Raw genomic sequence first — 23,454 nt, forward strand, 5'->3', positions numbered from 1 at the left:
AGGGTCGAAGACGGAAGCACACGTTCATCCGGATGTGGGGCACCATTCCGCGTACCCACGGAGGGGTCGGAAGCAGCCGGGGAGTCCGAAACCTCGGGTGTTTCCCGCCAAGTCATGCCCTGAAACACGGGAGCGAGTGTGACTTGCGCGACGACTGGCCCCGGTGGCCTGCATCAGGGCAGCGGACAGGCGTAGCCTTTATTCCCGCTGTCCACCACCTTAGGAAGCGGAAGAGGGCGGTTGCCGCCGTGTCGCCACAGTCCCCGAACACCTCGAGCACTTCGACCGACCAAGACGGGCAGGGCAAGAGTCCTGCTGATGTGTTCGGTCCCAATGAGTGGCTCGTCGACGAGATCTACCAGCAGTACCTCCAGGACCCGAACTCGGTCGACCGAGCCTGGTGGGACTTCTTCGCCGACTACAAGCCGGGCAAGGACGCCAATGCGCCGGCCACGCAGCAGGGGGTGACCGGGGGTACGGCTCCCGCCGCCCCGGCCGCTCCTCCGCAGCCACCCGCGGCCCCCGCGCAGGCAGCCCCGGCCCAGGCCACTCCGGCCGCCGCCGCGCCCGCCGCTCCGGCCCAGGCCGCCCCGGCTCAGGCCGCTCCGGCCGCCGCCGCGAAGCCGGCCGCCGCGAAGCCCGCGGCCAAGCCCGCCGCCGCGCCGGCGACCGAGGCCCCGGCCGGCCCGGAGTACGTGACGCTGCGCGGCCCCGCCGCCGCGGTCGCCAAGAACATGAACGCCTCCCTGGAGCTGCCGACGGCCACGTCCGTCCGCGCCGTCCCGGTGAAGCTGCTGTTCGACCAGCGCATCGTCATCAACAACCACCTCAAGCGCGCCCGGGGTGGCAAGGTCTCCTTCACGCACCTCATCGGCTACGCCATGGTGCAGGCGCTGAAGCTGATGCCGTCGATGAACTACTCCTTCACGGAGAAGGACGGCAAGCCCACCCTCGTCAAGCCCGAGCACGTCAACCTGGGCCTGGCGATCGACCTGGTGAAGCCGAACGGCGACCGCCAGCTCGTGGTGGCGGCCATCAAGAAGGCCGAGACCCTGAACTTCTTCGAGTTCTGGCAGGCCTACGAGGACATCGTCCGCCGCGCCCGCGTCGGCAAGCTGACGATGGAGGACTTCACCGGCGTCACCGCGTCGCTGACCAACCCCGGCGGCATCGGCACCGTGCACTCCGTGCCGCGCCTGATGCCCGGCCAGGGCCTCATCCTCGGCGTGGGCGCGATGGACTACCCCGCCGAGTTCCAGGGCACCTCGCAGGACGCCCTGAACAAGATGGGCATCTCGAAGGTCATGACCCTGACCTCGACCTACGACCACCGCGTCATCCAGGGCGCCGCGTCGGGCGAGTTCCTGCGGATCATGAACCAGCTGCTGCTGGGCGAGAACGGTTTCTACGACGACGTCTTCGAGGCGCTGCGGATCCCCTACGAGCCGGTCCGCTGGCTCAAGGACATCGACGCCTCGCACGACGACGACGTCACCAAGGCCGCCCGCGTCTTCGAGCTGATCCACGCGTACCGGGTGCGCGGCCACGTCATGGCCGACACCGACCCGCTGGAGTACCGCCAGCGCAAGCACCCCGACCTGGACATCACCGAGCACGGCCTCACCCTGTGGGACCTGGAGCGCGACTTCGCGGTCGGCGGTTTCGCCGGCAAGTCGATGATGAAGCTGCGCGACATCCTGGGCGTGCTGCGCGACTCGTACTGCCGCACCACCGGCATCGAGTTCATGCACATCCAGGACCCCAAGCAGCGCAAGTGGATCCAGGACCGGGTCGAGCGCGGCCACTCCAAGCCGGAGCGCGAGGAGCAGCTGCGGATCCTCCGCCGCCTGAACGCGGCCGAGGCGTTCGAGACGTTCCTGCAGACCAAGTACGTCGGCCAGAAGCGCTTCTCGCTGGAGGGCGGCGAGTCCGTCATCCCGCTGCTGGACGCGGTGCTGGACGCGGCCGCCGAGGCCCGTCTCGACGAGGCCGTCATCGGCATGGCCCACCGCGGCCGGCTCAACGTGCTGGCCAACATCGTCGGCAAGTCCTACGCGCAGATCTTCCGGGAGTTCGAGGGCAACCTCGACCCGAAGTCGATGCACGGCTCCGGCGACGTCAAGTACCACCTGGGCGCCGAGGGCACCTTCACCGGCCTGGACGGCGAGCAGATCAAGGTCTCGCTGGCCGCCAACCCGTCCCACCTGGAGACGGTCGACCCGGTCGTCGAGGGCATCTCCCGCGCCAAGCAGGACATCATCGGCAAGGCGGGCACGGACTTCACCGTCCTGCCGGTCCAGCTGCACGGCGACGCGGCCTTCGCGGGCCAGGGCGTCGTGGCCGAGACCCTCAACATGTCGCAGCTGCGCGGCTACCGCACCGGCGGCACCGTGCACATCGTGATCAACAACCAGGTCGGCTTCACCGCGCCGCCGGAGTCCTCGCGCTCGTCGATGTACTGCACCGACGTCGCCCGGATGATCGAGGCGCCGATCTTCCACGTGAACGGTGACGACCCGGAGGCCGTGGTCCGCGTCGCGCGGCTCGCCTTCGAGTTCCGCCAGGCGTTCAACAAGGACGTCGTCATCGACCTGATCTGCTACCGGCGCCGGGGCCACAACGAGGCCGACAACCCCTCGTTCACCCAGCCGCTGATGTACGACCTGATCGACAAGAAGCGCTCGGTGCGCAAGCTGTACACCGAGTCGCTGATCGGCCGGGGCGACATCACCCTGGAGGAGGCCGAGCAGGCCCTGCAGGACTACCAGGGCCAGCTGGAGAAGGTCTTCACCGAGGTCCGCGAGGCCACCGCGGCGCCCGCCTCGGCCGAGGTCCCGGCCCCGCAGGCCGAGTTCCCGGTCCCGGTGAACACCGCGATCTCCCAGGAGGTCGTCAAGCGGATCGCCGAGTCCCAGGTCAACCTGCCGGAGAACGTCACCGTCCACCCGCGTCTGCTGCCGCAGCTGCAGCGCCGCGCGGCCAGCGTCGAGGACGGCACGATCGACTGGGCCATGGGCGAGACCCTCGCCTTCGGTTCCCTCCTGATGGAGGGCACCCCGGTCCGCCTCTCCGGCCAGGACTCCCGCCGCGGCACCTTCGGCCAGCGCCACGCGGTGCTCGTCGACCGCGAGACCGGCGAGGACTACACCCCGCTGCTCTACCTCTCCGAGGACCAGGCGCGCTTCAACGTCTACGACTCGCTGCTCAGCGAGTACGCGGCGATGGGCTTCGAGTACGGCTACTCGCTGGCCCGCCCGGACGCGCTCGTCCTGTGGGAGGCGCAGTTCGGCGACTTCGCCAACGGCGCGCAGAACATCGTGGACGAGTTCATCTCGTCGAGCGAGCAGAAGTGGGGCCAGACGTCCGGCGTCACCCTGCTCCTCCCGCACGGCTACGAGGGCCAGGGCCCGGACCACTCCTCGGCCCGCATCGAGCGCTACCTCCAGCTCTGCGCCCAGAACAACATGACGGTCGCCATGCCGACGCTGCCGTCGAACTACTTCCACCTCCTGCGCTGGCAGGTCCACAACCCGCACCACAAGCCGCTCATCGTCTTCACCCCGAAGTCGATGCTGCGCCTGAAGGCCGCGGCGTCCAAGGCGGAGGAGTTCACCACCGGCGGCTTCCGCCCGGTGATCGGCGACGCCACGGTGAACGCGGCCGACGTCCGCAAGGTCGTCTTCTGCTCCGGCAAGGTCTACTACGACCTGGAGGCCGAGCGGCAGAAGCGCGGCGCCACGGACACCGCCCTCATCCGCATCGAGCGCCTGTACCCGCTGCCGGGTGCCGAGCTCCAGGCGGAGATCGCCAAGTTCCCCAACGCCGAGAAGTACATCTGGGCCCAGGAGGAGCCGGCGAACCAGGGCGCGTGGCCGTTCATCGCGCTGAACCTGATCGACCACCTCGACCTGGCGGTCGGCGCCGACATCCCGGCCCGCGAGCGCCTGCGCCGCGTCTCCCGCCCGCACTCCTCCTCCCCGGCGGTCGGCTCGGCCAAGCGCCACCAGGCGGAGCAGGCGGCCCTGGTCGCCGAGGTGTTCGACAGCTGATCCGCGGATCCTTCCGCCGCACACGGGCCGGGGCCCGTACCGCTTCCAGGAGCGGTACGGGCCCCGGCCCGTTCGTTCGCCGGGCCGTCCGCGCCGGGCCTAGCCGCCTCCGCGGGAAGGGGACGTGCCCCCGGATCCCCGGACGGGATCGCCGGGGGGTCGCTTTTCGAGACGGTCGAGGGATTCCAGGGACGGAATGGCCCGGCTGTAGAAACGCATTTCCTCGAGTCCGGTATGCAGGGCCCGCCGCAGCCGGCGCCCCAGAGGACGTTCGATCCAGCGGTGCACCAGCCAGGAGGCGGCGAGGACCGCCGAGAACAGGACCGCCAGCACGGCATAAGGGTGCATGCGGTGTTCCATGTGCCGGATGAAGATCCACCCGATGTCCTCGTGGAGCAGGTAGAAGGGGTACGTCAGAGCGCCGATGAGGGGCAGCCGGCGCCAGGTGATCCGGTCGGTCATTCCGACCGCCACCGCGGCCATCGCGACGAAGGCGGCCGCGACCAGGAGCGCGGCGGGCCAGAGGGGCATTTTCACCGCGGAGTAGCGCTGGTTCGAGGCGTGGGCGGCGATCAGGAAATGCTGGCCGAGCAGGAAACAGCCCGCGACGATCCCCCACAGCAGCACGTTCGGCTTGAACCGGTGGATCAGGTAAAGGGCGATTCCGGCGATGAAGTACCAGCAGTGTTCCGGCATGACGAGGGCCCGGAAAAGGCCGTTGTCGATTTTGGTGGCGAGCATTCCGGCGGTGGCCCACCCCAGGCAGAAGACGACGAGGCGCCGGTACGTCAGCCCTCGCCAGGCGACGAGCGCGAACAGCAGGTAGAACCGCATCTCGGCCCACAGGGACCAGTAGACGCTGTCCACCCGGTCCACTCCCAACGGGTCCTGGAACATGGTCAGATTGACCGCCAGGCCACTGAGCGTGGGAGCGTCCCGCACACCGGGGAAAAGCCACAGGGCCGACGCGGCGGCGAGTACGGCGAACCAGTACGCGGGATAGAGGCGCGTCACCCGGGACACGGCGAATTCCCCCACGCTCTTCCCCCAGCAGCTCATGCAGATGACGAAACCGCTGATGAGGAAGAAGAGCTGGACCCCCGTCCATCCGTAGTACGCGACGGCGTGGGCGTCGGGGAAGACGATCTGCACCGGGTAGGTCCAGCCCGGGCCGTTGTAGGCCATGAGGTGGAAGGCGGCCACCATCAGGGCCGCGATCAGCCGCAGTCCGTCCAGGGCGTACAGCCTGGGCGCCTTCGCGCGCCGGCCGTCGCCCGCCAGCCCGTCACCCGGCGTGCCGGGCACCGGAGAGCTCATGTCAGCGCTCCCGGCGGTCGTCGCGGGACGCGCGCGCCGGGGGCGGTGTGACGTCCACCCGCTCCCGGATCCACCCGTCGGCGGCGGCGCGGGCGATCGCCCGGTAGAACGCCGCCGACATCTTGGTGTACCCGCTGTCCTTGGGGTGGAGGGCGTTGGCGAGATCTCCCGTCGTCACCTCGCCCATGTCCACATAACCCACGTGAAAGCCCTTGGCACGCCGTTCCGCCACCACATCCGGCACCGCCGCGTTGAATGCCTCCACACGTCGCCGGACCACCGGGTCGGCGGCCGGGACGAGGGAGCTCACCAGCACCGTCATCCCGGGTGCGGCCGTGGTGATCTTGTCGATGAGCGCACCCAGCCGGCGGGGAGCCGCGTCCACCTGGCGGTTCTCGTTCAGGTCATTGGTCCCGATGTGCAGGAGGACGACGTTGGGCGCGGCCGCGGGCAGCCAGGTGCCGATGTGGGACAGCAGGCCCTCCGTCGTCCACCCGGGATGGCCCTCGTGGTCGGGGTCGGGCACCCGGCCGCTCCGCTCCGAGCCCACGAAATGCAGTGTCCCGGCATGCCCGGAGAGCCGGTCCCACAGTTCGGCCCGGTAGCCGGAGTCGGTCGAACTGCCGACGTTGCCATGGGTGATCGAGTCGCCCAGCGGCATGACCGCGAGGCGGGGCACCTTCCAGTGCGCGTCGCGGTCACCCGGGTCGCCTTGGGTGGCGTAGACGGCCCCCGTACCCGCCAGGAGTACCGCGGCGAGCACGATGACACTCTTCCGGGCGGCTGCTCGCCCGGTCGCACGGGATGTCCCCGACCCCTCGCGCACCAACTGACGTTCCGTACCCAATGCGCCGCTCCTTGACCGACTCACGTCCGAGAGGTGCGTCCTCTCACCATGGACTTGTGAGTTGCCGCCGCGAGCGTTCGCGGCGTGGGTCGAACGGGCTGGGTTCGTGGCCTACTTGGTCGCCTCCCCGAGCGCCGCTATCCCAGGTACGGCTCGAAGTCCCAGTACGGCCGGGAGCGCTGGCGGGCCGAGAGGGCGTGCGGGTGCTGGGCGCCCAGAGTGCGGGCGAGGCGCTGGAGGGCGTCCTCCTCCACCTTTTCCGCTTCCTCGTGCTCCCTCAGCGCCCGCAGGTCCGCCGCCAGGGCGACTTCGCAGGAGAGGGTGAAGGGGTGGTCCTGGCCGAGGGCGGTGCGGGCGCGGCGGAGGGTGTCGCGGCTGAGGTCGGTGGCGCTCTCCAGGCGGCCGGTGAAGTTGCGGCCGGCGGCGGCGTTGAGGGCGCAGCCGAGGACCCAGGGGTGGTCGGGGCCGAGGGAGGCGGCCAGGCCGGCGTAGGCGGACTCGAACATGGTGAGGGCCTCGGCCCGTTCGCCGGCGGCCTGGAGGACAAGGCCGGTGTTGGAGAGCATGCCGGTGCTGATGGGGTGGGCGGGGCCGAGGAGGGTGCGGAAGCCGCTCTCGCCCTCCTCGATGAGCTCGCGGGCCTGGCGGAGATCGCCGTGCTCCCGGGCGTAGTTGCCGAAGTCCACGACGAGGCCCATCGTGGCGTAGTGCCGGCGGCCGTGGACCTGTTCCATCTGTTCGAGGAGGCCGGCCATGGCACCGGTGAGGTCCTGCGGGGAGCCGGCGCGGCGCTGGCAGAGCAGCAGGTTGTGGCGGGCGCGCAGGGTCTGCGGGTGGTTGGCGCCGAGGACCTGGATGTGGAGCCGCATGCCGAGCTCCTGGCGGGCCAGGGCGTCGCCGTAGCGGCCCATCAGGCGCAGGTCGCGGGCGCAGGCGATGCCGGAGACCAGGGTGGCGGCGTGGCGGGCGCGGAGCTGGTTCTCGCGGGCGCGCAGGGTCTCCAGGTCGATGTCGTACGCCTCGGAGTAGCGGCCGAGCAGGCGGAGGCCGACGCCGAGGTTGTGCTGGGCGAGGAGGGTCGTGTAGTCCTCGGGGCCGAGCAGTTCGAGGGCCGTGTTGAGGACTTCGCGCTGCATCTGGAGGGCCTCGGTGTACTGGCCGAGGAAGCGCTGGTCGGCGGCGAGGCAGCTGGTGGCCGTCATCAGGCTGCCGGCGTCGGTGTCCGGGAGGGCGCGCAGCCGTTCCAGGGACTCCCGGTCGAGCTCGTAGGCGGCCCGGAAGAGGCCGTGGGCGCGCAGGATGTTGCCCTGCTGAGTGGTGAGTTCGACCATCCGGGGGTGCTCGGGCGGGAACATCTCGGACCACTGGGCGCGGATCTGCTCCGCCAGCTCGACACCGGTGCGGAACTCGCCGCTGTGCATGCAGTAGCGCAGCAGGTTGAGGACGGTCTCCTGGACCCGGTAGTCGTGGCTGCCGAGCGCGCCGGAGGGCTCCAGGTGCGGCAGGAGCTCGGCGTAGCGCGGCCAGAGCCGGCTGTCCTGGGGGTTGCCCGGGTCGGCGGCGGCGATCATGCGGCGGACGATGCGGCGGTGCAGCTGCCGTTCCTCGGGCGAGGTGAGCCGGGCGACGATGTCGTGGACCAGCCGGTGCATGTGCACCGACTCCTGCTCGGGACCGGGGTCGTGCGCCTGGGTGGTGCGCAGGTCGCGCGACTCGCGGGTGAACACCGAGTAGTTGACGAGGGTGTCCAGCGCCCGCGTCCAGCCGGCCAGGTCGGAGACGAGCCAGCCGAGGCTGTCGGGCAGCTGGGCGGGCGGCATGACGCGGATGAGGCCGATCGGGATCCGTCCGGCCCCGAACGAGGTGCAGAGGGTGAGGAGTTCGACGGCGTGGGGCTGGGTTTCGCGGAGCCGGTTGATCAGTATCGACCAGGAGGTGATCATCGAGGTGGGGATGCCGTCGTACTCGCCGCGGTCGGCCAGGCCGGCCACCTCGCCGTCCCTGACCATCCGCAGGTAGTCGGAGACCTCCATGTCCGACTCGCCGAGCCAGGCGGCGGCCTGGACCAGGGCGATGGGCACGTCGCCGAGCTCGGAGGCGACGGCGTCCGCCTGCTCGGCGGAGAGCCGGGGGGCGCGGCGCATCAGGTAGCCGGTGCTCTCGTGCCGCTGGAAGCCCGGTACGTCGACGGTGGCGCCGTACCGGTCCCAGAGGCGGTTGCGCGAGGTGATCAGGACGTGCCCCTGGCCCCAGGGCAGGATCTCGTCGACGAGGTCGGTGTCGTCCCAGCCGTCGAAGATGATCAGCCAGTTCTTGTAGGGCTCGCCGCGGCGCAGCGCCTCGCGCAGAGCGCGGATGCGCTCGCCGGGCTCGGAGCCGACGTCGAGCTGCAGCTCGGGGGCGAGCTCGCCGAACCGCTCGCGCTGGGTGCCGCGGGTGTCGGAGTTGACCCACCAGACGACGTCGTAGTCGGAGCTGAACCGGTGCGCGTACTCGGCGGCCATCTGCGTCTTGCCGATGCCCGACATGCCGACCAGGGCGCAGACGGCGGTGCCGCGGTCGGCGTCCATCAACTGCTCCTGGACCTGGTTGAGCAGGTCGTCGCGCCCGGTGAAGCGGCGGTTGCGGCGGGGGACGTCGCCCCAGACGGCCGGGGGGTCGTTGGGGTAGCGGGTGCCGGGGCCGGGGGGCAGCGGGCGCCGGGGCGGCCCCTCGGGCAGCTGGAGGCGGGCGAGGAGCCGGCGCTCGGCCTCCGGCGCGCCGACGCCCCAGAGGTCGGCCGGCTCCAGGACGGCGGTGGCGGGGAGGAGCGCCCGGTTGGTGAGGTTGACGGCGGCGAACCGGTCCACGTTGTCCGCGACGACGCCGCGCAGGGCCTCGTTCCACTCGTCCTCGCGGCGCGGGCCGAGCTCGAAGAACCAGTCGCTGAGCACCAGCAGGATCCGGCCGCTGGCCAGCAGCAGATCGCCCAGCGCGGCCTCCAGGGGGACCTCGCGGGGCGGGTCCCAGCGGTGGAGCGTCGTCCGGTGACCGTGGCTTTCCAGCCGGTGGCCGATCCAGGTCGCCCAGGGCCGGTAGAAGCCGGCGAAGACGATGGTGAAGTGCTCGCCGACCCGGTCCTGCGCACCGGTGCCGACCTGATACCGCTGCGTGTTCATGCGCGTCCCTCGTTCCTTCGCACCGCGTGGTCCGGGCGGCCGCCCGGGGTCCGGTGCGGCGGCATCATCACTGTACGTCATCACATGATGACGCACCGGCGATGCCGGACGCCATGCGCCCGGTTCGTCCCAGACTCAGGAGGAGCCGTTCCATGCCCGTCGCGAACTCCCGGCCCGCGGGAGTCAGTTCACTGGATTCAAGCAGGATGGGCACCGCTTCCGCGACCTGTCGGCGGTACGAATCGCGCCGGGCCCGCGCCTGCTCGCGCACCGCGTCGGGAACGGCGGTCCCCTGGGCCGCCCGGTCCCAGAACTCGGCGAGGGCCAGGTGCGCGTAGGTGCCCTGGAACACGCCGGCGAGCGGGCGCGGGTCGGGCCGCCAGGCGACCCGGTGCACGGCCGCGGGGCCGGCGTCGTGCAGCGGGACGAGGTCGTGCAGAACGGCCAGTTTCGTGTGCTGGGTCTCGTGGACGAGCACCTCGGCCAGGTCGGCGGCGGTGCGCGGCAGGGTGGCCAGTATGGCGCCGGGGGCCGCCCGGACGGTGGCGCTCACCTCGGTGCCCCCGCCGTCCGCCGGCCGGGCGACGGGCACCAGGCAGCGCAGCAGCGCTGTCGTCTCGGCGGCCCGCTGCGGGTCGGTGGCGCGCAGCAGGCCCAGGGCGGCGCGCCAGCGGCGGGTCCAGGGCCGGCCGGCGCCCGCGGTGCGGCCGGAGGGCGGCAGGGCGGACCGGCCCACACCGGCGGCGGGGGCGCGGTAGGGGTCGAGGTCGTCCAGGACGGCGGCGCCGCCGGGAAGCCTGCGCAGGCCGTGCCAGCCCGTCCCGGCGCCGGTGACCCGGCGGGTGCCGCGCAGCAGTACCGGCCCGGGGCGCCCGGGCCGGTACTGCCGCCCGGCGCCGGGCACGGTGAGGCGGGCGGTACGGGCCCGGGCGGTGAGCCGGACGACGGGGGCGCCGGCTTCCAGCAGGCCGATGCCGGGGAGGGCCAGGATCCCTCCGGGGGCGGCGAGTTCGGCCGTGAAGGCGGCCCCGGAGCGGAGCGCCGCGGCGGCGGCGACGGACCCGAAGTGCTCCAGTTCGGCGGCGAGGGAGGCGCCTTGGGGCGCGGCGAGGGCGCGGGCAAGCCAGTTGCCGACGGAGGGGTAGTCAAGGGTGTCGCGAACCGCCGGCGCGTGCCGCGCCTCCGCGCGCTCCATCAGGCTCCAGTGCGCCTCGAACCGCTCCCGCGCGGGGGCGGGCACGGCGCGCGGGTCCCGTTCCAGGCGCGTCAGAAGGGACTTGAGGAGGACGAGGCGTCTGCTGTGCAGGGCGTGCTGGAGGAGCGCGAGGTCATCGGCCGTGGCCCGGGTGCGCGCGAGCCGCTCCAGCGCGTCCGGCGCCACGAGGCGGACGGCGAGCGGCAGGGGGGTGGGGGCGGGGGGATGGGGGGAGTCGCCGGACCGCGCCGCGTCCGGGCGCGGCCGTACGGACACCGGCGCCCGCGCGCCCGTCCCGCGCCCCGAACTCCCCGCGGGGTGCGGCCGTCGTCCGGACGGCGACTCCGCCGCCGGCTCCCCGGCCTCTCCTCCGCTCGTCACGCGCCCGCCCCGGCCGCCTCCTCCACCGGCTCCCGTAAGCGGCCCCCCTGGTGGCCGCTGGAGTACCAGGTCTCGTCCAGCTCGGCCGGCCACCGGAGCGTGCTGTCGACGGCGGCGGCCAGGCCGGGATCCCGCAGGCCGCGCAGGCCGCGCAGGCCGACGCCGCGGAGGTCGGGCAGCGGCGGCACCGCTCCCGCTCCGCCCGCGGGGTCCGACGCGGCGGCGTTCCTGTGCTTGGGCACCCTCTGCTCCTCCCTGCCATGGTTCATTGCCGCAGCTCTCGCCGGACGTCCGGTCGACGGCCCCCTCGCGGCTGCTCGGTTCTTCCCGGGCGCCGTAATCCGGAAACCCGTTCGGACCACGTCCGGTCACCCGCCGGAAAGGCGGGCGACGCTTTCCCGGGTGGCCGCGACCTCCCCCCAAGGGACGTCCGCCAGCCGGGCGGTGAGGTCGCGCCACTCCCCCGCCGCGGCCCGGTACGCGGCCAGCGCCTGCCGGCGCAGCCCCATCCGCTCCAGGGCTTCGCCGTAGCGGTGCGAGGCACGGGCGGCGACGACGGAGCCGGGCTCGTCCCCGGCGCTGCGGCGCGCCTGTTCGGCCGCGGCGGCGAACGCGTCGGCCGCGTCGGTCAGCGGCAGGCCGGGCGAGCGCTCCCGCAGGGCGAGCCGCGCGGTGCCCAGCTCCAGCCACGCCTCCGCGCGGGTGTCGCCGTCCGGGGCCCGGCGGGCGGCCTGTTCCAGCAGGTGGCAGCTCTCGTAGAGGTCGGGCAGGAAGCCGAGCCGGCCGTAGCGCAGCACCAGGGCGCGCCCAAGCAGCAGTTGGAGGCGCGGGCGGCGCGGCGAGCGCCCGGGGCTCACGGCGTACGCCTCGCGCAGGACGGCCTCCGCGCGGGAGATCGTCCCGGTGTCCCCCGCCGGCCCGGCCGCCTCGGCGCGCGCGAGGAGCGACTCGCCCCACTCGGTGAGCAGCTCGCAGCGGCGCGGGCTGTCGCGGCCGGTGAGGGCGACGGCGGCGGTGTACGCCTCGTCGGCCCGCGGGCCGTCGCCCGCGTCGGTGTGCACCCGGGCGCGTTCGAGGTGGGCGCACAGCGACTGGAGTTCGTCTGCGGCGGACGCGGCCGCTTCGGCGGCCCGGTCGAGGACGGCGAGCGTGCCGGCGGCGGGCTCGCCGGCCAGCCGCAGGGCCCGGCCCAGGTCCAGCAGGGCGGCGCAGCGCCGCCCGTCCGGCGCGTCTTCGGCCTCCAGCAGCTCGCAGGCCGCGCGGAGTTCGACGGCGGCCTCGGCGGCGCGCGGGATCCTCGACTCGGTGCCGGACTCGGCGAGGGCCAGCAGGACCCGGCCCAGACGCAGCCGGCGGTCGGTCCGGGCGGGCAGGGCCCGCAGGACCGTCTCGGCGGCCGTGAGGTCGGTGCGGTCGAGGCCGGACCGCCAGCGGGCCCAGTGGGCGGCGGCCAGTTCTAGGCCGGTGGCGGTGTGCGCGTCGGTGCCGGCGGCGGTGCGCTCCCCGGTGCCGGGGGGCGTGTGCGCGTGGGCCTCGGCGAGCAGGGCGACGGCGCGGTCCAGCAGTTCGCGGCGGCCGGCGGGATCGTCGCGGACGGCCTCGGTGCCGGCCAGCGCCAGCAGGACGCCGCCGAGCACGAACCGGGCCCGTATCGCCTCGCCGCGGCCGTCGCCGGTGAGCCCGGCGAGAGGGGCCGCCGCCAGGGGGGCGACGAGGCCGCGCGCCTCGTGCAGCAGGGCGGAGTCGCCCTGGTCGTGCCAGAGCCGGAGCAGGCCCGCCGCCTCGCCGACCGGCCCGGTCTCCGGGGGCGTCGGCCGGTACCAGCGCACCACCCGGGCCGGGACCCGGGCGAAGAGCTCGGGTTCGGAGCCGGAGGGGCCGAAAGAATCGGCGGAGTCGGAGGATCCGGGGTCGTCGGTTCCGGTGTCGGGCAGCGGGTGGCCGCGCAGCCGGGCGACGGCGAGGGCGGAGAAGTTGCGGGCGCTCCGGCCGAAGTGCCGCTCCACATAGTCGGAGCAGTGCTTGAGCACCAGGGTGGCCTCGTCCACGCCGAGGGACTGGAGCAGCAGCTCGCGGACGCCGTCGGCGAACTCGTACCAGGGTCCGGTGGCGGCGTCCGTGCCCGCCGGGGCGGGCACCCGCCAGAGCAGCCCGCCGAGCAGCACCTCGGCCAGCTCCATGGCGCCGGTGTCGGGCAGCATCGCCCGCTGCACCATCTGCATCACGGGCAACGCCAGGGGGACGGCGGCGAAATGCGTCGCCAGACGCAGGGCGCCGGGCGAGGCCGTGGCGCGGAACGCGGCCAGGCGGGCGTCGGCGGTGAGGTTCTCGACTTCGTCCGGGGGCGGCGGCGCCGACGCCGGATGCTCCGGGAGCACCCAGCCGGCCGCGCCGTGCACGGTCGTCCGCCCGGGGCCGGACAGCAGCCGGGCCCAGGCGCCCAGCGCCTCGCGGACGGGCAGCAGGACGGGCACGGGCAGCGCGCCCCGCGATGGCGGCGGACCGAAGGCGTCCGGTTCGAAGCCCAGCCGGCCGCCCGACAGGGGGTCGCGGGTGAGCGTCCCGCCCTCGGCGGGCAGCGCGGTACGCGGCCAGAGCCGGGGCGGCAGCGGCTGGACGACGGCGAGCGGCGCGGTCGCGGACCAGCGGTGCAGCAGCCGCTGGGCGCGCCCCTCCTGCCACAGAGGGCCCACGCAGTCACTGATGACCAGGGTGAGCCGACGGCCGGAAGGGTCGAGGAACTGGTCGGCGGGGCGCGGGCGTTGCCGGGACGAGCCGGGGGCGCCGCCGGCCGCCGAGGTGGCGATCAGGGGCGTACCGTCGGACGCCCGGTGCAGATAGCGCACCCGGACGTCCCGGAAGACGCCCAACTGCGAACAGGTCTGCTCGATTTCATCCAGCATCCGCTCCCAGACGACCATGGAGGCGGAGGTGTCCATCAGCAACTGCATGGCCGCCGCCTGCCGTTCGCCCCGGCGGTAGGCGGGGTGCACGACACCCGTGCGGGCGGCGCGGTCGGCGGTGGCGTCCTCGTCCAGCGGCCCTTGCGGGGGCGCCGCGAGCGACCGGTAGCCGCGCAGCGGGCGCAGGGCGCGCTGCAGGCCCAGCAGGCCGGGCAGGGAGGCGGCGGGCACCCGGACGGGGAACGTCCGCTCGACGGTCTCGGGGGTACGGGCCGGGCCCGTACCCCGGCCGCCCGCCGCTGTCCCGCGCGCCCCGCGGCCGTCGACGCGCACCCCGACGGAACCCTCGGGCGCCGGCTCCCCGCCGCCCGCGGAGGGCAGCCGGGGCGCCTCCGGCACCCGGGCGCGGTCCGTGAGCCCGGACCGCCGGCCGGTCCCGGCACCGGCCGTGCCACCCTCTGTCTTACGGTCCGTCTCACCGGTCGCCGGCCGCTCGGCGCCCTCCCCGGGCGGGGTGGGCGCCCCGGGGTCCCGGGTCATCCGTCCGGCCAGCCACACCGCGTCGGCTATCTCCTCGGCGGTCACGTCCTGGGAGGTGGCCCGCAACCGGCCGACCAGTTCCTCCAGCCACGGCTCGGGGGGCGCCGTCATCGCTCATCACCTCGGGCGGTCCAGCGGTTGCATCAGCATGTCGGCGAGCCGTTCTCGGGTGACGCGTTCCGCGCTGGGGGCGTGCTGGGTGAGGAACAGGGCGTTCAGCAGCTGGTCGGCGGCGACCACCTCGCCGGGCTCGCGCCGCAGGAACCGCTGGATCAGCTCGCTCCCGTCCGTCACCGCGTCGTCGCCCAGATGCGCCCGGACCATCGCGGTCAGCTGCTCCTCGCCCGGCGGTTCGAGGTCGAGCTGGATGCAGCGGCGCAGCAGGGCGGCGGGGAAGTCGCGCTCCCCGTTGGAGGTGAGGACGATGAGCGGGAAGGTGGTGCAGCGGACCAGGCCGTCGCGGACCACCGCCCGGCCGCCGTCGTCCGTCCCCACCTCGACCTCGGGCTCGCGGTCGGCGATCCGCTCCAGCTCGTGGATCCGGAACTCGCCCTCCTCCAGCACGTTCAGCAGGTCGTTGGGGAGGTCGAGATCGCTCTTGTCCAGCTCGTCGATGAGCAGCACGCGGGGCCGCTCCGCCGGGAGCAGGGCGGTGCCGAGCGGGCCGAGCCGCAGGTAGGAGCCGATGGAGTGGCGCTCGCCGACATCCGCTCCGGCCCGTTCCAACTGCACGTCCTGCAGGCGGGCGATGGCGTCGTAGTGGTAGAGGCCGTCCCGCAGGGTGGAGCGGCTGACGATCGGCCAGCGCAGCACCCGGCCCAGCTTGAGCTCGTAGGCGACCGCGTGGGCCAAAGTGGACTTTCCGGTTCCGGGCGTGCCCGTCACCAGCAGCGGACGGCGCAGATAGAGCGCGGCGTTGACCGCCTCGACCTCCTCGGGCCGCGGGTGGTGGTTCTCCACCAGCCGGCGCTGCACCCCCAGCCGGCGGGCCGCGCTCGGGTCCGTGCCGGCACCGGTGTCGGGCCCGGCCGCGGCGAAGTCGCGCCAGGGGGGCGGGGGCGGCAATCGCCGGACGCCGTCGTGCGGCAGGCCGGCTCCCCGGTAGATGCGCCAATCGTTCACATCGGGCTCCTCGTTGCCGGCGTGGCTCTCCCGGCTGTCACCGGCCGGGCCCCCACGCTTCCGCCGTCGCCGCTTCCGCTCCCCGGACGACGGTACCGGTCCGGGCGCGGCCTGCCGAGCCTTTCCGTCTCGTCCGTCTCGCTCCGTCGTTTCCCTGTCACTTCCCTGTCACTCCGCCGGGACACCTTCACGGCCCGCCTTCCGGGCGCATACCCGGCGCGGACAGCGGCGGACCCGGCGGCGGCGGGTGCTCCGGCCGGTCCAGGAGCAGGGCGATCGACCACGCCCAGCGCGCCTCCTCGTCCGGCTGTTCGGGATCGGCGCAGCGAATCCGCAGGTTGCGCAGCCGGCGGTGGAGTCCCTCGGCCGTGGCCGCCTCGCACACCAGCCGGGAGACCTCGTCGTGGAATTCGGCGCAATCGAGGTGCTCCCCGGCGCATCCCCGCCAGATCACCACCGCGTGCCCGGCGGCGAGCGCCGCGTCCAGGGCCATGGCGCCCGGGCCGTGCGAGACCGGCCCGCAGAAGACCGGGACGGCGGACGGGTCCACGTCCGAGAGCCGGGCGTACGCCGCGTGCCTGCTCTCCGGCCGCCGCGCGCCGTGCCCGGGGACGGGCACCTCGGCCCGCAGCGGTACGGCGGTCATCGGGCCGGCCGTACAGCCGTTCCACCGCCGCTGCCACTCCGGGAAGTCGCGCCGGTCCCGGCGGCGGCGGTCCCGGACGACCACGACGCGGCGCTGGCCGAGCGGCATGGTGTGCGGGTCCAGGCCGTCGTCGTCCGCCCCGGGCGGCACCAGCCGCCAGTCGGCCACCGGCTCGTCGAACAGCTCGCGCGGCAGCACGAGTTGGAGCGCCGCCAGGTGCTCGCCCACATCGCCCTGGCGCAGCGCCTCCGCTATCGGCTCGCGCAGCGCCTCGCGGAGCTCCGCCCGGCGGGCGCCCTGGGCGTCGTCGCGGAGCGGGGTGATCCGGTCGTCCTGGCCGAGCAGTTTGACGCGCCACGGGTAGCGGTCGCCGTACATCAGGGCGTCGACCTCGACGAGCACGTCGGCCCTGGCCTGGAGGTCGGTCTCCTCGGCGGGCTCCACCGGGCCCGGCCGGTCCTTGACCAGGACGACGCCGGCGGCCGGCACCGGCCGGTCCGGGCCGGGGTCGCGGCGGCCGTGCAGGATCCGCTGGACCTCCTTGCGGATGACGTCCTGCACCTGGTCCGCCTTGCCGGTCACCCAGCCGGCCAGCTCGCGCAGCGGGCCGGCGTCGGCGGGGTCGCCGAGCCTGCTGACCGCCGCCGCGACCCACGCCGCGTACAGCAGGACCGCCTCCAGCTCCAGGTCCCGCCCGGGGCCGGAGCCGGCGCCCGGCCAGCCCGTGCGCCCGGCGCGGCCCTCGGCACCGTCCCGCAGGTCGTAGAGGAGGCCGACGCCCTCGCGCCAGGTGCGCGGATCGTGCTCGACGCCGGGCTGGTAGGGGTCCTGGACGACCCGGCTCTTGGCCTGGTCGACCAGGGCCATCACCTCGCCGGGCGTCCGGGGCTGGGTCAGCTCGGCCAAGCGGGCGAACAGCTGGGTGCGCAGGACCGGGGTGAAGCCCTCGGCCGCCGGGCGCAGGCCCTTCTGTATACCCGTCCAGCTGCGGCCGGTGCCGACCGCGCGGTAGTGCCGCAGGTGGTAGCGGTCGTGCGCGCGGACGACGGAGTGCAGGCGGTCCCGCCCGGGGCGGTCGTTGGCGATCCGCCGCAGGGCGGTGACCGGCACCGCGAGCCCGTGGTCCCGTCCCCGCCCCTTGCTCACCCCGATGACCGCGCCCCGGCCGGTGTCCACCACCGGGCCGCCGGAGCAGCCCTCCACCGGGATCTCGCCGCGCAGCAGCATCGCCCGGCCGCTGCCGTCCCCGCCGGCGGCGGTGCCCGTGCCGTAGCGCCAGCCCAGCTCGCCGGTCTCCCGCGACCAGCCGTAGACGGCCACCTCGGCCGGGACGACCGCCGAACGGTCGCTCATCCAGAGGCACTCGGCGCCGTGCGCGTCCGCGACCTCGACCAGCGCCAGGTCGGGCAGCGGCCAGCGGTCCGGCGGGCGCTCGGGGTCGTCCGGGCGCGGCAGGACGAACACCACCCTGCCCTCGTGGACGCGGTCGTCGTCGTCCGTGACGTCGATGGCCGTGGTGCCGGCCAGCACGCCGCCACCCCCGTTCCCCACCACATGGGCGCAGGTCAGGGCCCAGCCGGGGGCGATGAAGAACCCCGTGCCCCAGAACCGGTCGTCCTCGGTTTCCCGCCCGCCGCCGGCCGCGGAGATGCGGACGACGGACCGGCGCACGGTGGCTTCATGGGGGTTCAAGGAGCACTCGGGGTCGTGGGCGCCCCGGGGGCGCCGCCGGCGGCCGGTCCGCTCTCCTTCCAGGTGAGCGTCACGTTGATCGACGCCTTGCCGCCCGCGTCGGTGAGCAGACTGATGACCTGGCCGGACTGGGCGGACAGCTCGATGCCGAACTGCACCTGCACCTCGTGCGGCCGGGCCGCCGCCACCCCCATGCGCAGCGAGTCGACGACCCCGCGCACGGTGTCGGCGAGCCCGTTCGCCAACCGGGCGACGCGGCGCGCCGCCGTCGAGTCCTGGTACCCGCCGCTCCCGGGCGAGCCCAGCTCCTGCGCCTCGCTGATCCTGGCCCACACGACCGTGCCGTCGTCGAGCCGCACCTGGGTGATCCCGTCCATCACGCGTCCCCCCGTCGTCGCGCTGTCACCGCGCGGTCACCGCCGTCGTCACCGCGATGATGCAGCAGGCTAGCCCTCGGACGTGACGGGCGCGAGAGGTCGTGGCCAACGCCCGGCGCCGGGGCCGCCTATCCTGAGGGCGATCCTGACCCCCCTGTTGACGGAGAGAGCGTTGTACTTCACCGACCGCGGCATCGAGGAGCTGGAGAACCGACGGGGCGAGGAGGAGGTCACCCTCGGCTGGGTCGCCGAACAGCTGCGTACCTTCGTCGACCTCAACCCGGACTTCGAGGTACCGGTGGAGCGCCTGGCGACGTGGCTGGCACGGCTGGACGACGAGGACGACGAGTAATCAGCCCGTCTGGGGGCACCCCCTCTGGGGGAGTTTGAGGACGACCGCGCGGAGCGCGGTTTCGGGGGTGCGGGGGCGGAGCCCCCGCAAGAAACGGTAAATGGGGGTGCCCCCTCTGGGGGGAGGGCTGGGGCACCACCCGGCCGTAAGGCCGCCCTCAGGAAGCCGACCGCCCCGCCCGCCACCGGTCGTACAACAAAGTCAACGCGCCGTCGGCGACCAGCACGACCCCCGCCGCCCGCCACCCACGCCGCGCTCCGCCTCGCGACCAAGCCAACAACGCGACGCCGGCGGCGACTTCAGCCTTACCCAGAGCCCGCGCCCGCGGCCCCCGGGTCCACGCCCCGAGCGCCCCGCGCTCAGCCGCGCCCAGCCCCCCGCAGACAGCCGCCCGCCACCCGGGCCAGTCCACGGGCTCCGCGTCCGGCAGCGCCCCGGCCGCCTCGCAGAGCCGCCCGGCGGCCAGCCCGGGGACGACGCCCGGGCCGAGCTGGAGGCCCGCCCGGGCCAGGACGGCGGCGAGGCCGAGGACACGGGCGGCCCCGTCCGCTTCCGCGTCCGGCCGCGTCAGCCGGTCGAGCGCCGCACCGTCGAGCACCGGGTCGAGACCGAGCCGGGTGCGGAGGGCGGTCAACGCCTCCTCCTCGCCGAGCGGCGTGCCGTCGGGGAGCCAGGTGTGGCCCACGGTGCGGCGGAAGCCCGCCGCCACCACGAACCCCGCGCCGTCCGCGTCCCACCACAGCCCGACGACCGGCCAGTTGTCGGCCACCGTCAGGGCGTGCGCCCAGTCCCCCGCGACCGCCGCGAGATGGGTACCGGCCTCGCGCCAGGACTCGGCCGCGGGCACCAGGACGCTCCAGCCCTCGCCCGCCGGGGCCAGGAGCATCGGCCGCCGCAGGAGCTGCGCGACGGGGCGTACGCGGTCGGGGGCGGCCCGGCAGAGCAGCAGCAGCCCCGCGGCCGGGATGTGATCGGTAGCGGACATGCGCCAACGCTATGCCACCACGGCGGGCTTGACTTCACGGAGCCGCGATATATCGTGTTTACCGGAGACGCGATAAGACGCGATACACCGTGGGGCGTTCGCCGCGCACCCCGCGGGCCGCGCCGACCGCGCCCGACACACGCCGGCGCAACCGGCTCACGCCGCACAAGGAGGCCCGCATGCCCACCCCGCCGGAGTGGTCGCTGACCGCACCCGAGAACCTGACCTTCGAGGAGCCGGTCACCTCCCTGGAGGTGCGCCTCGCGAACGGTGCCGTCAACGTCGTCGGCACCGACACGGGCCCCGCCCGCCTGGAGCTCTCCGCGCATTCGGGGGCACCCCTCCTTGTCACCCACAAGGATGGAGCGCTGACCGTCGGATACGAGGATCTCGCCTGGAAGAACATCCTCAGCCGGATCGCCCACGGCCTCCGCCACCGCTCGGTCACGGTCACGCTGGCCGTCCCCACCGGCACCCGCGTCAAGGTCGGCGTCGTCGGGGCGCACGCCGTCGTCTCGGGCGTCTCCGGCGCCACGAACGTCCGCGGCGTCACCGGAAACGCCACGCTGGTGGGTCTGACCGGCCCGGTCCGGGCCGAGACGGTCTCCGGGGACGTGGAGGCCCAGTCGCTCTCCGGGACGCTGCGCCACAACTCCGTCTCCGGCGAACTCACCCTCGTCGACTGCCGGAGCGAGACGGTGAAGTCGGATACGGTCACCGGCGGCATCGTCATCGACCTCGCCGAGCCCGCCGCGGCCGCGTCCGGCCCGGCGCCCTTCCTGGACCTCAACACCGTCTCCGGCGACGTCGCCCTGCGCCTGCCCGGCTCGACGGACGCCGTCGTGGAGGCGGGCACCGCCACCGGCGCCGTCTCCCACGCGTTCGGCGAGCTCCGGCAGTCCGGCGAGTGGGCCGGCCGGCGCCTCACCGGCCGGCTGGGCCAGGGCACCGGCCTGGTGCGGGTCACCAGCGTCTCGGGGGCCGTCACCGTCCTCCGCCGACCCCCGGCCGCCGGGGCCTTCACCGACGCCTTCACCGAAGGCCCCGACGCGCCCGACGCTCCCGCCGACGCCCCCGCTCAGGGAAAGGTCCTCTGATGCCCCCCGTCTTCGCCCACGGCCGCCTCCGCCTCTACCTGCTCAAGCTGCTGGACGAGGCCCCGCGCCACGGCTACGAGATCATCCGGCTGCTGGGAGAGCGCTTCCAGGGTCTCTACGCCCCGTCCGCCGGCACCGTCTACCCGCGCCTCGCCAAGCTGGAGGCCGAGGGCCTGGTCACCCACACCACCGAGGGCGGCCGCAAGGTGTACGCGATCACCGACGCGGGCCGCGCCGAGCTCGGCGACCGGGCCGGCGAACTGGCCGGTCTGGAGCGGGAGATCCAGGAGTCCGTCACGGCCCTCGCCGCCGACATCCAGGAGGACGTCCGCGGCGCGGCCGGCGCCCTGCGCCGCGAGCTGCGCGAGGCCGCCGGCCGGCTGCGTGACGGCTCCCCGGGGGCCGGCGGGCAGGGCGGCGACGCCTTCGCCGGTATGAAGGAGGAGCTGCGCCGGGCCAAGGAGGAGTGGAAGGAGCAGGCCCGCCGCGCGAAGGAGGAGAGCCGGCGAGCCCGCCAGGAGGCCCAGCAGGCCCGCCACCAGGCGCGGGAGGCCCATGAGCACACCCGCGAGGAGGTGCTCCGCATCAAGGAGCGCGTCCAGGAACAGGTCCGCGAGCACGCCCGGCGCGGCGACTGGCCGACCGGCCTCATGGAGGGCGTCACCGCGCTCGCCCAAGAGCTCGGCACCCTGGCCGGCGGTGGCCGTCCCGAGTCCGCGTCCGGGGCCCCGACGGTACGCGTCGAGCGCGCGGACGCGCCCGAGTGGGCGTCGGTGGACTACGCCCACTCCACCGACCCGGCCCGCGACCTCGACCGGCTGCTGGACCGCTTCCGCGACGAGATCCGCGACGCGGCGCGCGACCACGGGGTGACCGCAGGGCAACTCGACGAGTGCCGGGAGCACTTGGCCGATGCGGCGGTCCGGATGGGGGCGGTGCTCCGGAAGTGACGTAAGGGCCCGTGCTGTTCCACGGCTTCCTGCGTGCCTCGCCTCGTCCTCACTCGGCCGCCGGCCCCCCGGCCGGCGAACGTCGCGCGGAGGGGCGGCCGCTGCCCTTCGCGGCGGCGCCGGTCGCCACCAGGCGGGGCTGCCGGCCATCCGGTCACCGCCGGTCGGACAGGAAGGCGGACCCTGGCCCGCCCAGGTCGCGGGCCCGGTCGCTCCCCGTCACGACAGCGCCGGTCACCCACCACCAGGCGTCCGACCACTGCCCGGCCCGCTCCCGCCCGGACGGGGGGCGGGCCCCGGCCCACCCGGGGCGCCCGGGGCCCGCCCCGATGGATCCCGGCCGCCGCGCCCGGGCCGGAGCCGCCGTGAAGTCCCGGACGCCGTCAGGGTCCGGGCCGCCGCGCCACCACCCCGACCGCCGCCCCCGGCCGGGCGCGGACCGTCACCCGTCCGCGTTCGCCGGGGCGGACGTACGCCGTGTCCGGGCGGGCCGGCCCGGTGACCGTGACGCGCCAGCCGCGCGAGGCCGGCGGCAGGGTCAGGTCCGTCCGGCCGCCGCCCGCCGCCGAGGCGGTGTACTCCAGCCGGAAGACGCCGCCCCGGGGGTCGTACGACGTGCGCCGTACGTCGCCCGCCACGGCCGGCGCGTACGGCCGGGCCGTGTCCTCCTTGTGCCGCTGGAAGCGGCCCTCGCGGTCCAGGGCGCAGTAGCCGCCGCCGTAGCACCAGGTCCAGCCCGCCCATCCGGAGCCGTAGCGGTCCAGGGACGCGAGCGCGTCCGCGTAGTAGCGGCCCATGTTCGGCAGGGTGCTGTCGGGCGGCCCCCACTCGCCCACCACGACGGGGACCCGCCGCTCGCGCGGGTAGCGGACGACGGCGGCCTCGTAGCGCTCGATCCAGCCGGCCGCCGGGTCGTAGTCGGCGCCGGTCTCCATGGACGTCTCGTAGAAGTGCGGCGCGTAGACGATCCGACCGGCCGGGTCCTCGATCCGCCCGAGGGAGGTCGGGACGCCCTCGCCGACGACGGGCGTGGGCTCGACGAAGATCCGGTGCGTGCGGTCGACGGAACGGATCGCCGCGATGAGGCGGTTGTACATCGGAGTGACCTGAGTGGCCTCCACACGGCGGGCGGCGGCCGGCAGGTCCTCGCCCGGGCGCATCCGGCCCATCGGCTCGTTGATCAGGTCGTAGCCGTACAGGGCGGGGTGCCCGGCCAGCCGGCCGGCCAGCACCCGCCACATCCGCTGCTGGGCCCGCCGCAGGTCCGCGTCCTCGTAGAGGTGCTCGAACGCGGCCTGCACACCGGGTTCGTAGTACTCGGCGAACCAGTCGTCCGGGTGCGGCCGGTAGGGCAGGCCGTCGGTGCGGGTGGCCCACTCGGGGATGCCCCGGTGGCCGCCGAACGCGGGCCCGTAGACGTCCTGGTGGGCGTCGATCACGACCCTGACGCGGTACCGGGCCGCCCAGTCCAGGATCCGTTCGACCTTCCGCAGGTAGCGCTCGCTGTAGTGGCCGGGCCGGGGTTCGAGGTCGTCCCAGAACACCGCGAGCCGGGCGAAGTCGAAGCCGCGGGCCGACAGGTCCCGGAGGTGGCGCTCGGTGATGTCCTCCAGGGCGCGGTCGCCCCGGTGGTCCTTGTCGGCGAGGTTCCAGCCGCGGAGGGTGAGGGTCCGCCCGTCGTCGTCGGTCAGCGGGGGGATCCCGTCACCCGGCGCGGCCGGGGCCGCCGGGGCGGCTTCGGCTCTCGGCGCCGGTGTGGCGAGTGGTGCGACAGCTGTCAGCAGCGCGAGCGCCGAGGCCACGACGGGCCCCGGGCGGCGCACACGTCTCGTCCGCATCCGAC

General features: G+C 74.4%; 15 protein-coding genes. 4 read left to right on the forward strand and 11 right to left on the reverse strand.

Annotated elements, in window-relative coordinates:
* The first annotated feature begins 248 nt into the window (after positions 1–248).
* The gene (locus ACH4PU_RS02045) at positions 249–4,049 is read left to right on the forward strand and encodes a multifunctional oxoglutarate decarboxylase/oxoglutarate dehydrogenase thiamine pyrophosphate-binding subunit/dihydrolipoyllysine-residue succinyltransferase subunit (RefSeq protein WP_398264591.1); all 3,801 of its coding nucleotides are present in this window, start codon (positions 249–251) and stop codon (positions 4,047–4,049) included.
* A gap of 99 nt (positions 4,050–4,148) precedes the next feature.
* On the opposite strand, the gene ACH4PU_RS02050 is transcribed toward ACH4PU_RS02045, so the two are convergent.
* From ACH4PU_RS02050 to ACH4PU_RS02090, 9 genes are all read right to left on the reverse strand, one after another.
* Positions 4,149–5,366 carry an acyltransferase family protein gene (locus tag ACH4PU_RS02050; protein WP_398264593.1) on the reverse strand — a complete coding sequence of 406 codons (1,218 nt, stop codon included), beginning with the start codon at positions 5,364–5,366 and terminating at the stop codon, positions 4,149–4,151.
* Between the two features lies 1 nt (position 5,367).
* Positions 5,368–6,129 (reverse strand): SGNH/GDSL hydrolase family protein, encoded by a 762-nt coding sequence (locus ACH4PU_RS02055; RefSeq protein ID WP_398264595.1) that lies wholly within the window; start codon positions 6,127–6,129, stop codon positions 5,368–5,370.
* A gap of 221 nt (positions 6,130–6,350) precedes the next feature.
* Positions 6,351–9,371, reverse strand: a complete 3,021-nt coding sequence (gene fxsT / locus ACH4PU_RS02060; protein ID WP_398264597.1) for an FxSxx-COOH system tetratricopeptide repeat protein — start codon at positions 9,369–9,371, stop codon at positions 6,351–6,353.
* A gap of 67 nt (positions 9,372–9,438) precedes the next feature.
* A complete protein-coding gene (locus tag ACH4PU_RS02065; protein ID WP_398264599.1) occupies positions 9,439–10,947 on the reverse strand; it encodes an aKG-HExxH-type peptide beta-hydroxylase in 1,509 nt (502 codons plus the stop codon).
* Positions 10,944–11,189 (reverse strand): hypothetical protein, encoded by a 246-nt coding sequence (locus tag ACH4PU_RS02070; RefSeq protein ID WP_398264601.1) that lies wholly within the window; start codon positions 11,187–11,189, stop codon positions 10,944–10,946. The genes ACH4PU_RS02065 and ACH4PU_RS02070 overlap by 4 nt, the downstream gene beginning before the upstream one ends.
* 126 nt (positions 11,190–11,315) lie before the next feature.
* The gene (locus tag ACH4PU_RS02075; protein ID WP_398264603.1) at positions 11,316–14,501 is read right to left on the reverse strand and encodes an SAV_2336 N-terminal domain-related protein; all 3,186 of its coding nucleotides are present in this window, start codon (positions 14,499–14,501) and stop codon (positions 11,316–11,318) included.
* A 6-nt stretch (positions 14,502–14,507) separates the two neighbouring features.
* Positions 14,508–15,512 carry an AAA family ATPase gene (locus ACH4PU_RS02080; RefSeq protein ID WP_398264604.1) on the reverse strand — a complete coding sequence of 335 codons (1,005 nt, stop codon included), beginning with the start codon at positions 15,510–15,512 and terminating at the stop codon, positions 14,508–14,510.
* Positions 15,513–15,699: 187 nt separating this feature from the next.
* The gene (locus ACH4PU_RS02085) at positions 15,700–17,829 is read right to left on the reverse strand and encodes a trypsin-like peptidase domain-containing protein (protein WP_398264606.1); all 2,130 of its coding nucleotides are present in this window, start codon (positions 17,827–17,829) and stop codon (positions 15,700–15,702) included.
* A 17-nt stretch (positions 17,830–17,846) separates the two neighbouring features.
* A complete protein-coding gene (locus ACH4PU_RS02090) occupies positions 17,847–18,227 on the reverse strand; it encodes a CU044_2847 family protein (RefSeq protein ID WP_185940224.1) in 381 nt (126 codons plus the stop codon).
* A gap of 172 nt (positions 18,228–18,399) precedes the next feature.
* Between ACH4PU_RS02090 and ACH4PU_RS02095 the strand changes: the two genes are divergently transcribed.
* Entirely contained in the window at positions 18,400–18,579 is a 180-nt protein-coding gene (locus ACH4PU_RS02095; RefSeq protein ID WP_004937694.1) for a DUF6104 family protein, read from the forward strand.
* 157 nt (positions 18,580–18,736) lie between these two features.
* Here ACH4PU_RS02095 and ACH4PU_RS02100 read toward each other — a convergent pair whose 3' ends face one another.
* Positions 18,737–19,564 carry a hypothetical protein gene (locus tag ACH4PU_RS02100; protein WP_398264609.1) on the reverse strand — a complete coding sequence of 276 codons (828 nt, stop codon included), beginning with the start codon at positions 19,562–19,564 and terminating at the stop codon, positions 18,737–18,739.
* 179 nt (positions 19,565–19,743) lie between these two features.
* On the opposite strand from ACH4PU_RS02100, the gene ACH4PU_RS02105 reads away from it, so the two are divergent.
* Both ACH4PU_RS02105 and ACH4PU_RS02110 read left to right on the forward strand, forming a co-directional pair.
* Entirely contained in the window at positions 19,744–20,661 is a 918-nt protein-coding gene (locus ACH4PU_RS02105; RefSeq protein ID WP_398264611.1) for a DUF4097 family beta strand repeat-containing protein, read from the forward strand.
* Entirely contained in the window at positions 20,661–21,611 is a 951-nt protein-coding gene (locus ACH4PU_RS02110) for a helix-turn-helix transcriptional regulator (protein ID WP_398264613.1), read from the forward strand. The genes ACH4PU_RS02105 and ACH4PU_RS02110 overlap by 1 nt, the downstream gene beginning before the upstream one ends.
* A gap of 383 nt (positions 21,612–21,994) precedes the next feature.
* Here the strand turns inward: ACH4PU_RS02110 and ACH4PU_RS02115 are convergent, their stop codons facing one another.
* Complete coding sequence (locus tag ACH4PU_RS02115; RefSeq protein ID WP_398264615.1) at positions 21,995–23,449, reverse strand: cellulase family glycosylhydrolase; 1,455 nt, start codon at positions 23,447–23,449, stop codon at positions 21,995–21,997.
* Positions 23,450–23,454 lie beyond the last annotated feature (5 nt).

The sequence above is a fragment of the Streptomyces sp. NPDC021100 genome (assembly GCF_044333095.1).
In the GTDB taxonomy this organism is placed as follows: Bacteria; Actinomycetota; Actinomycetes; order Streptomycetales; family Streptomycetaceae; genus Streptomyces.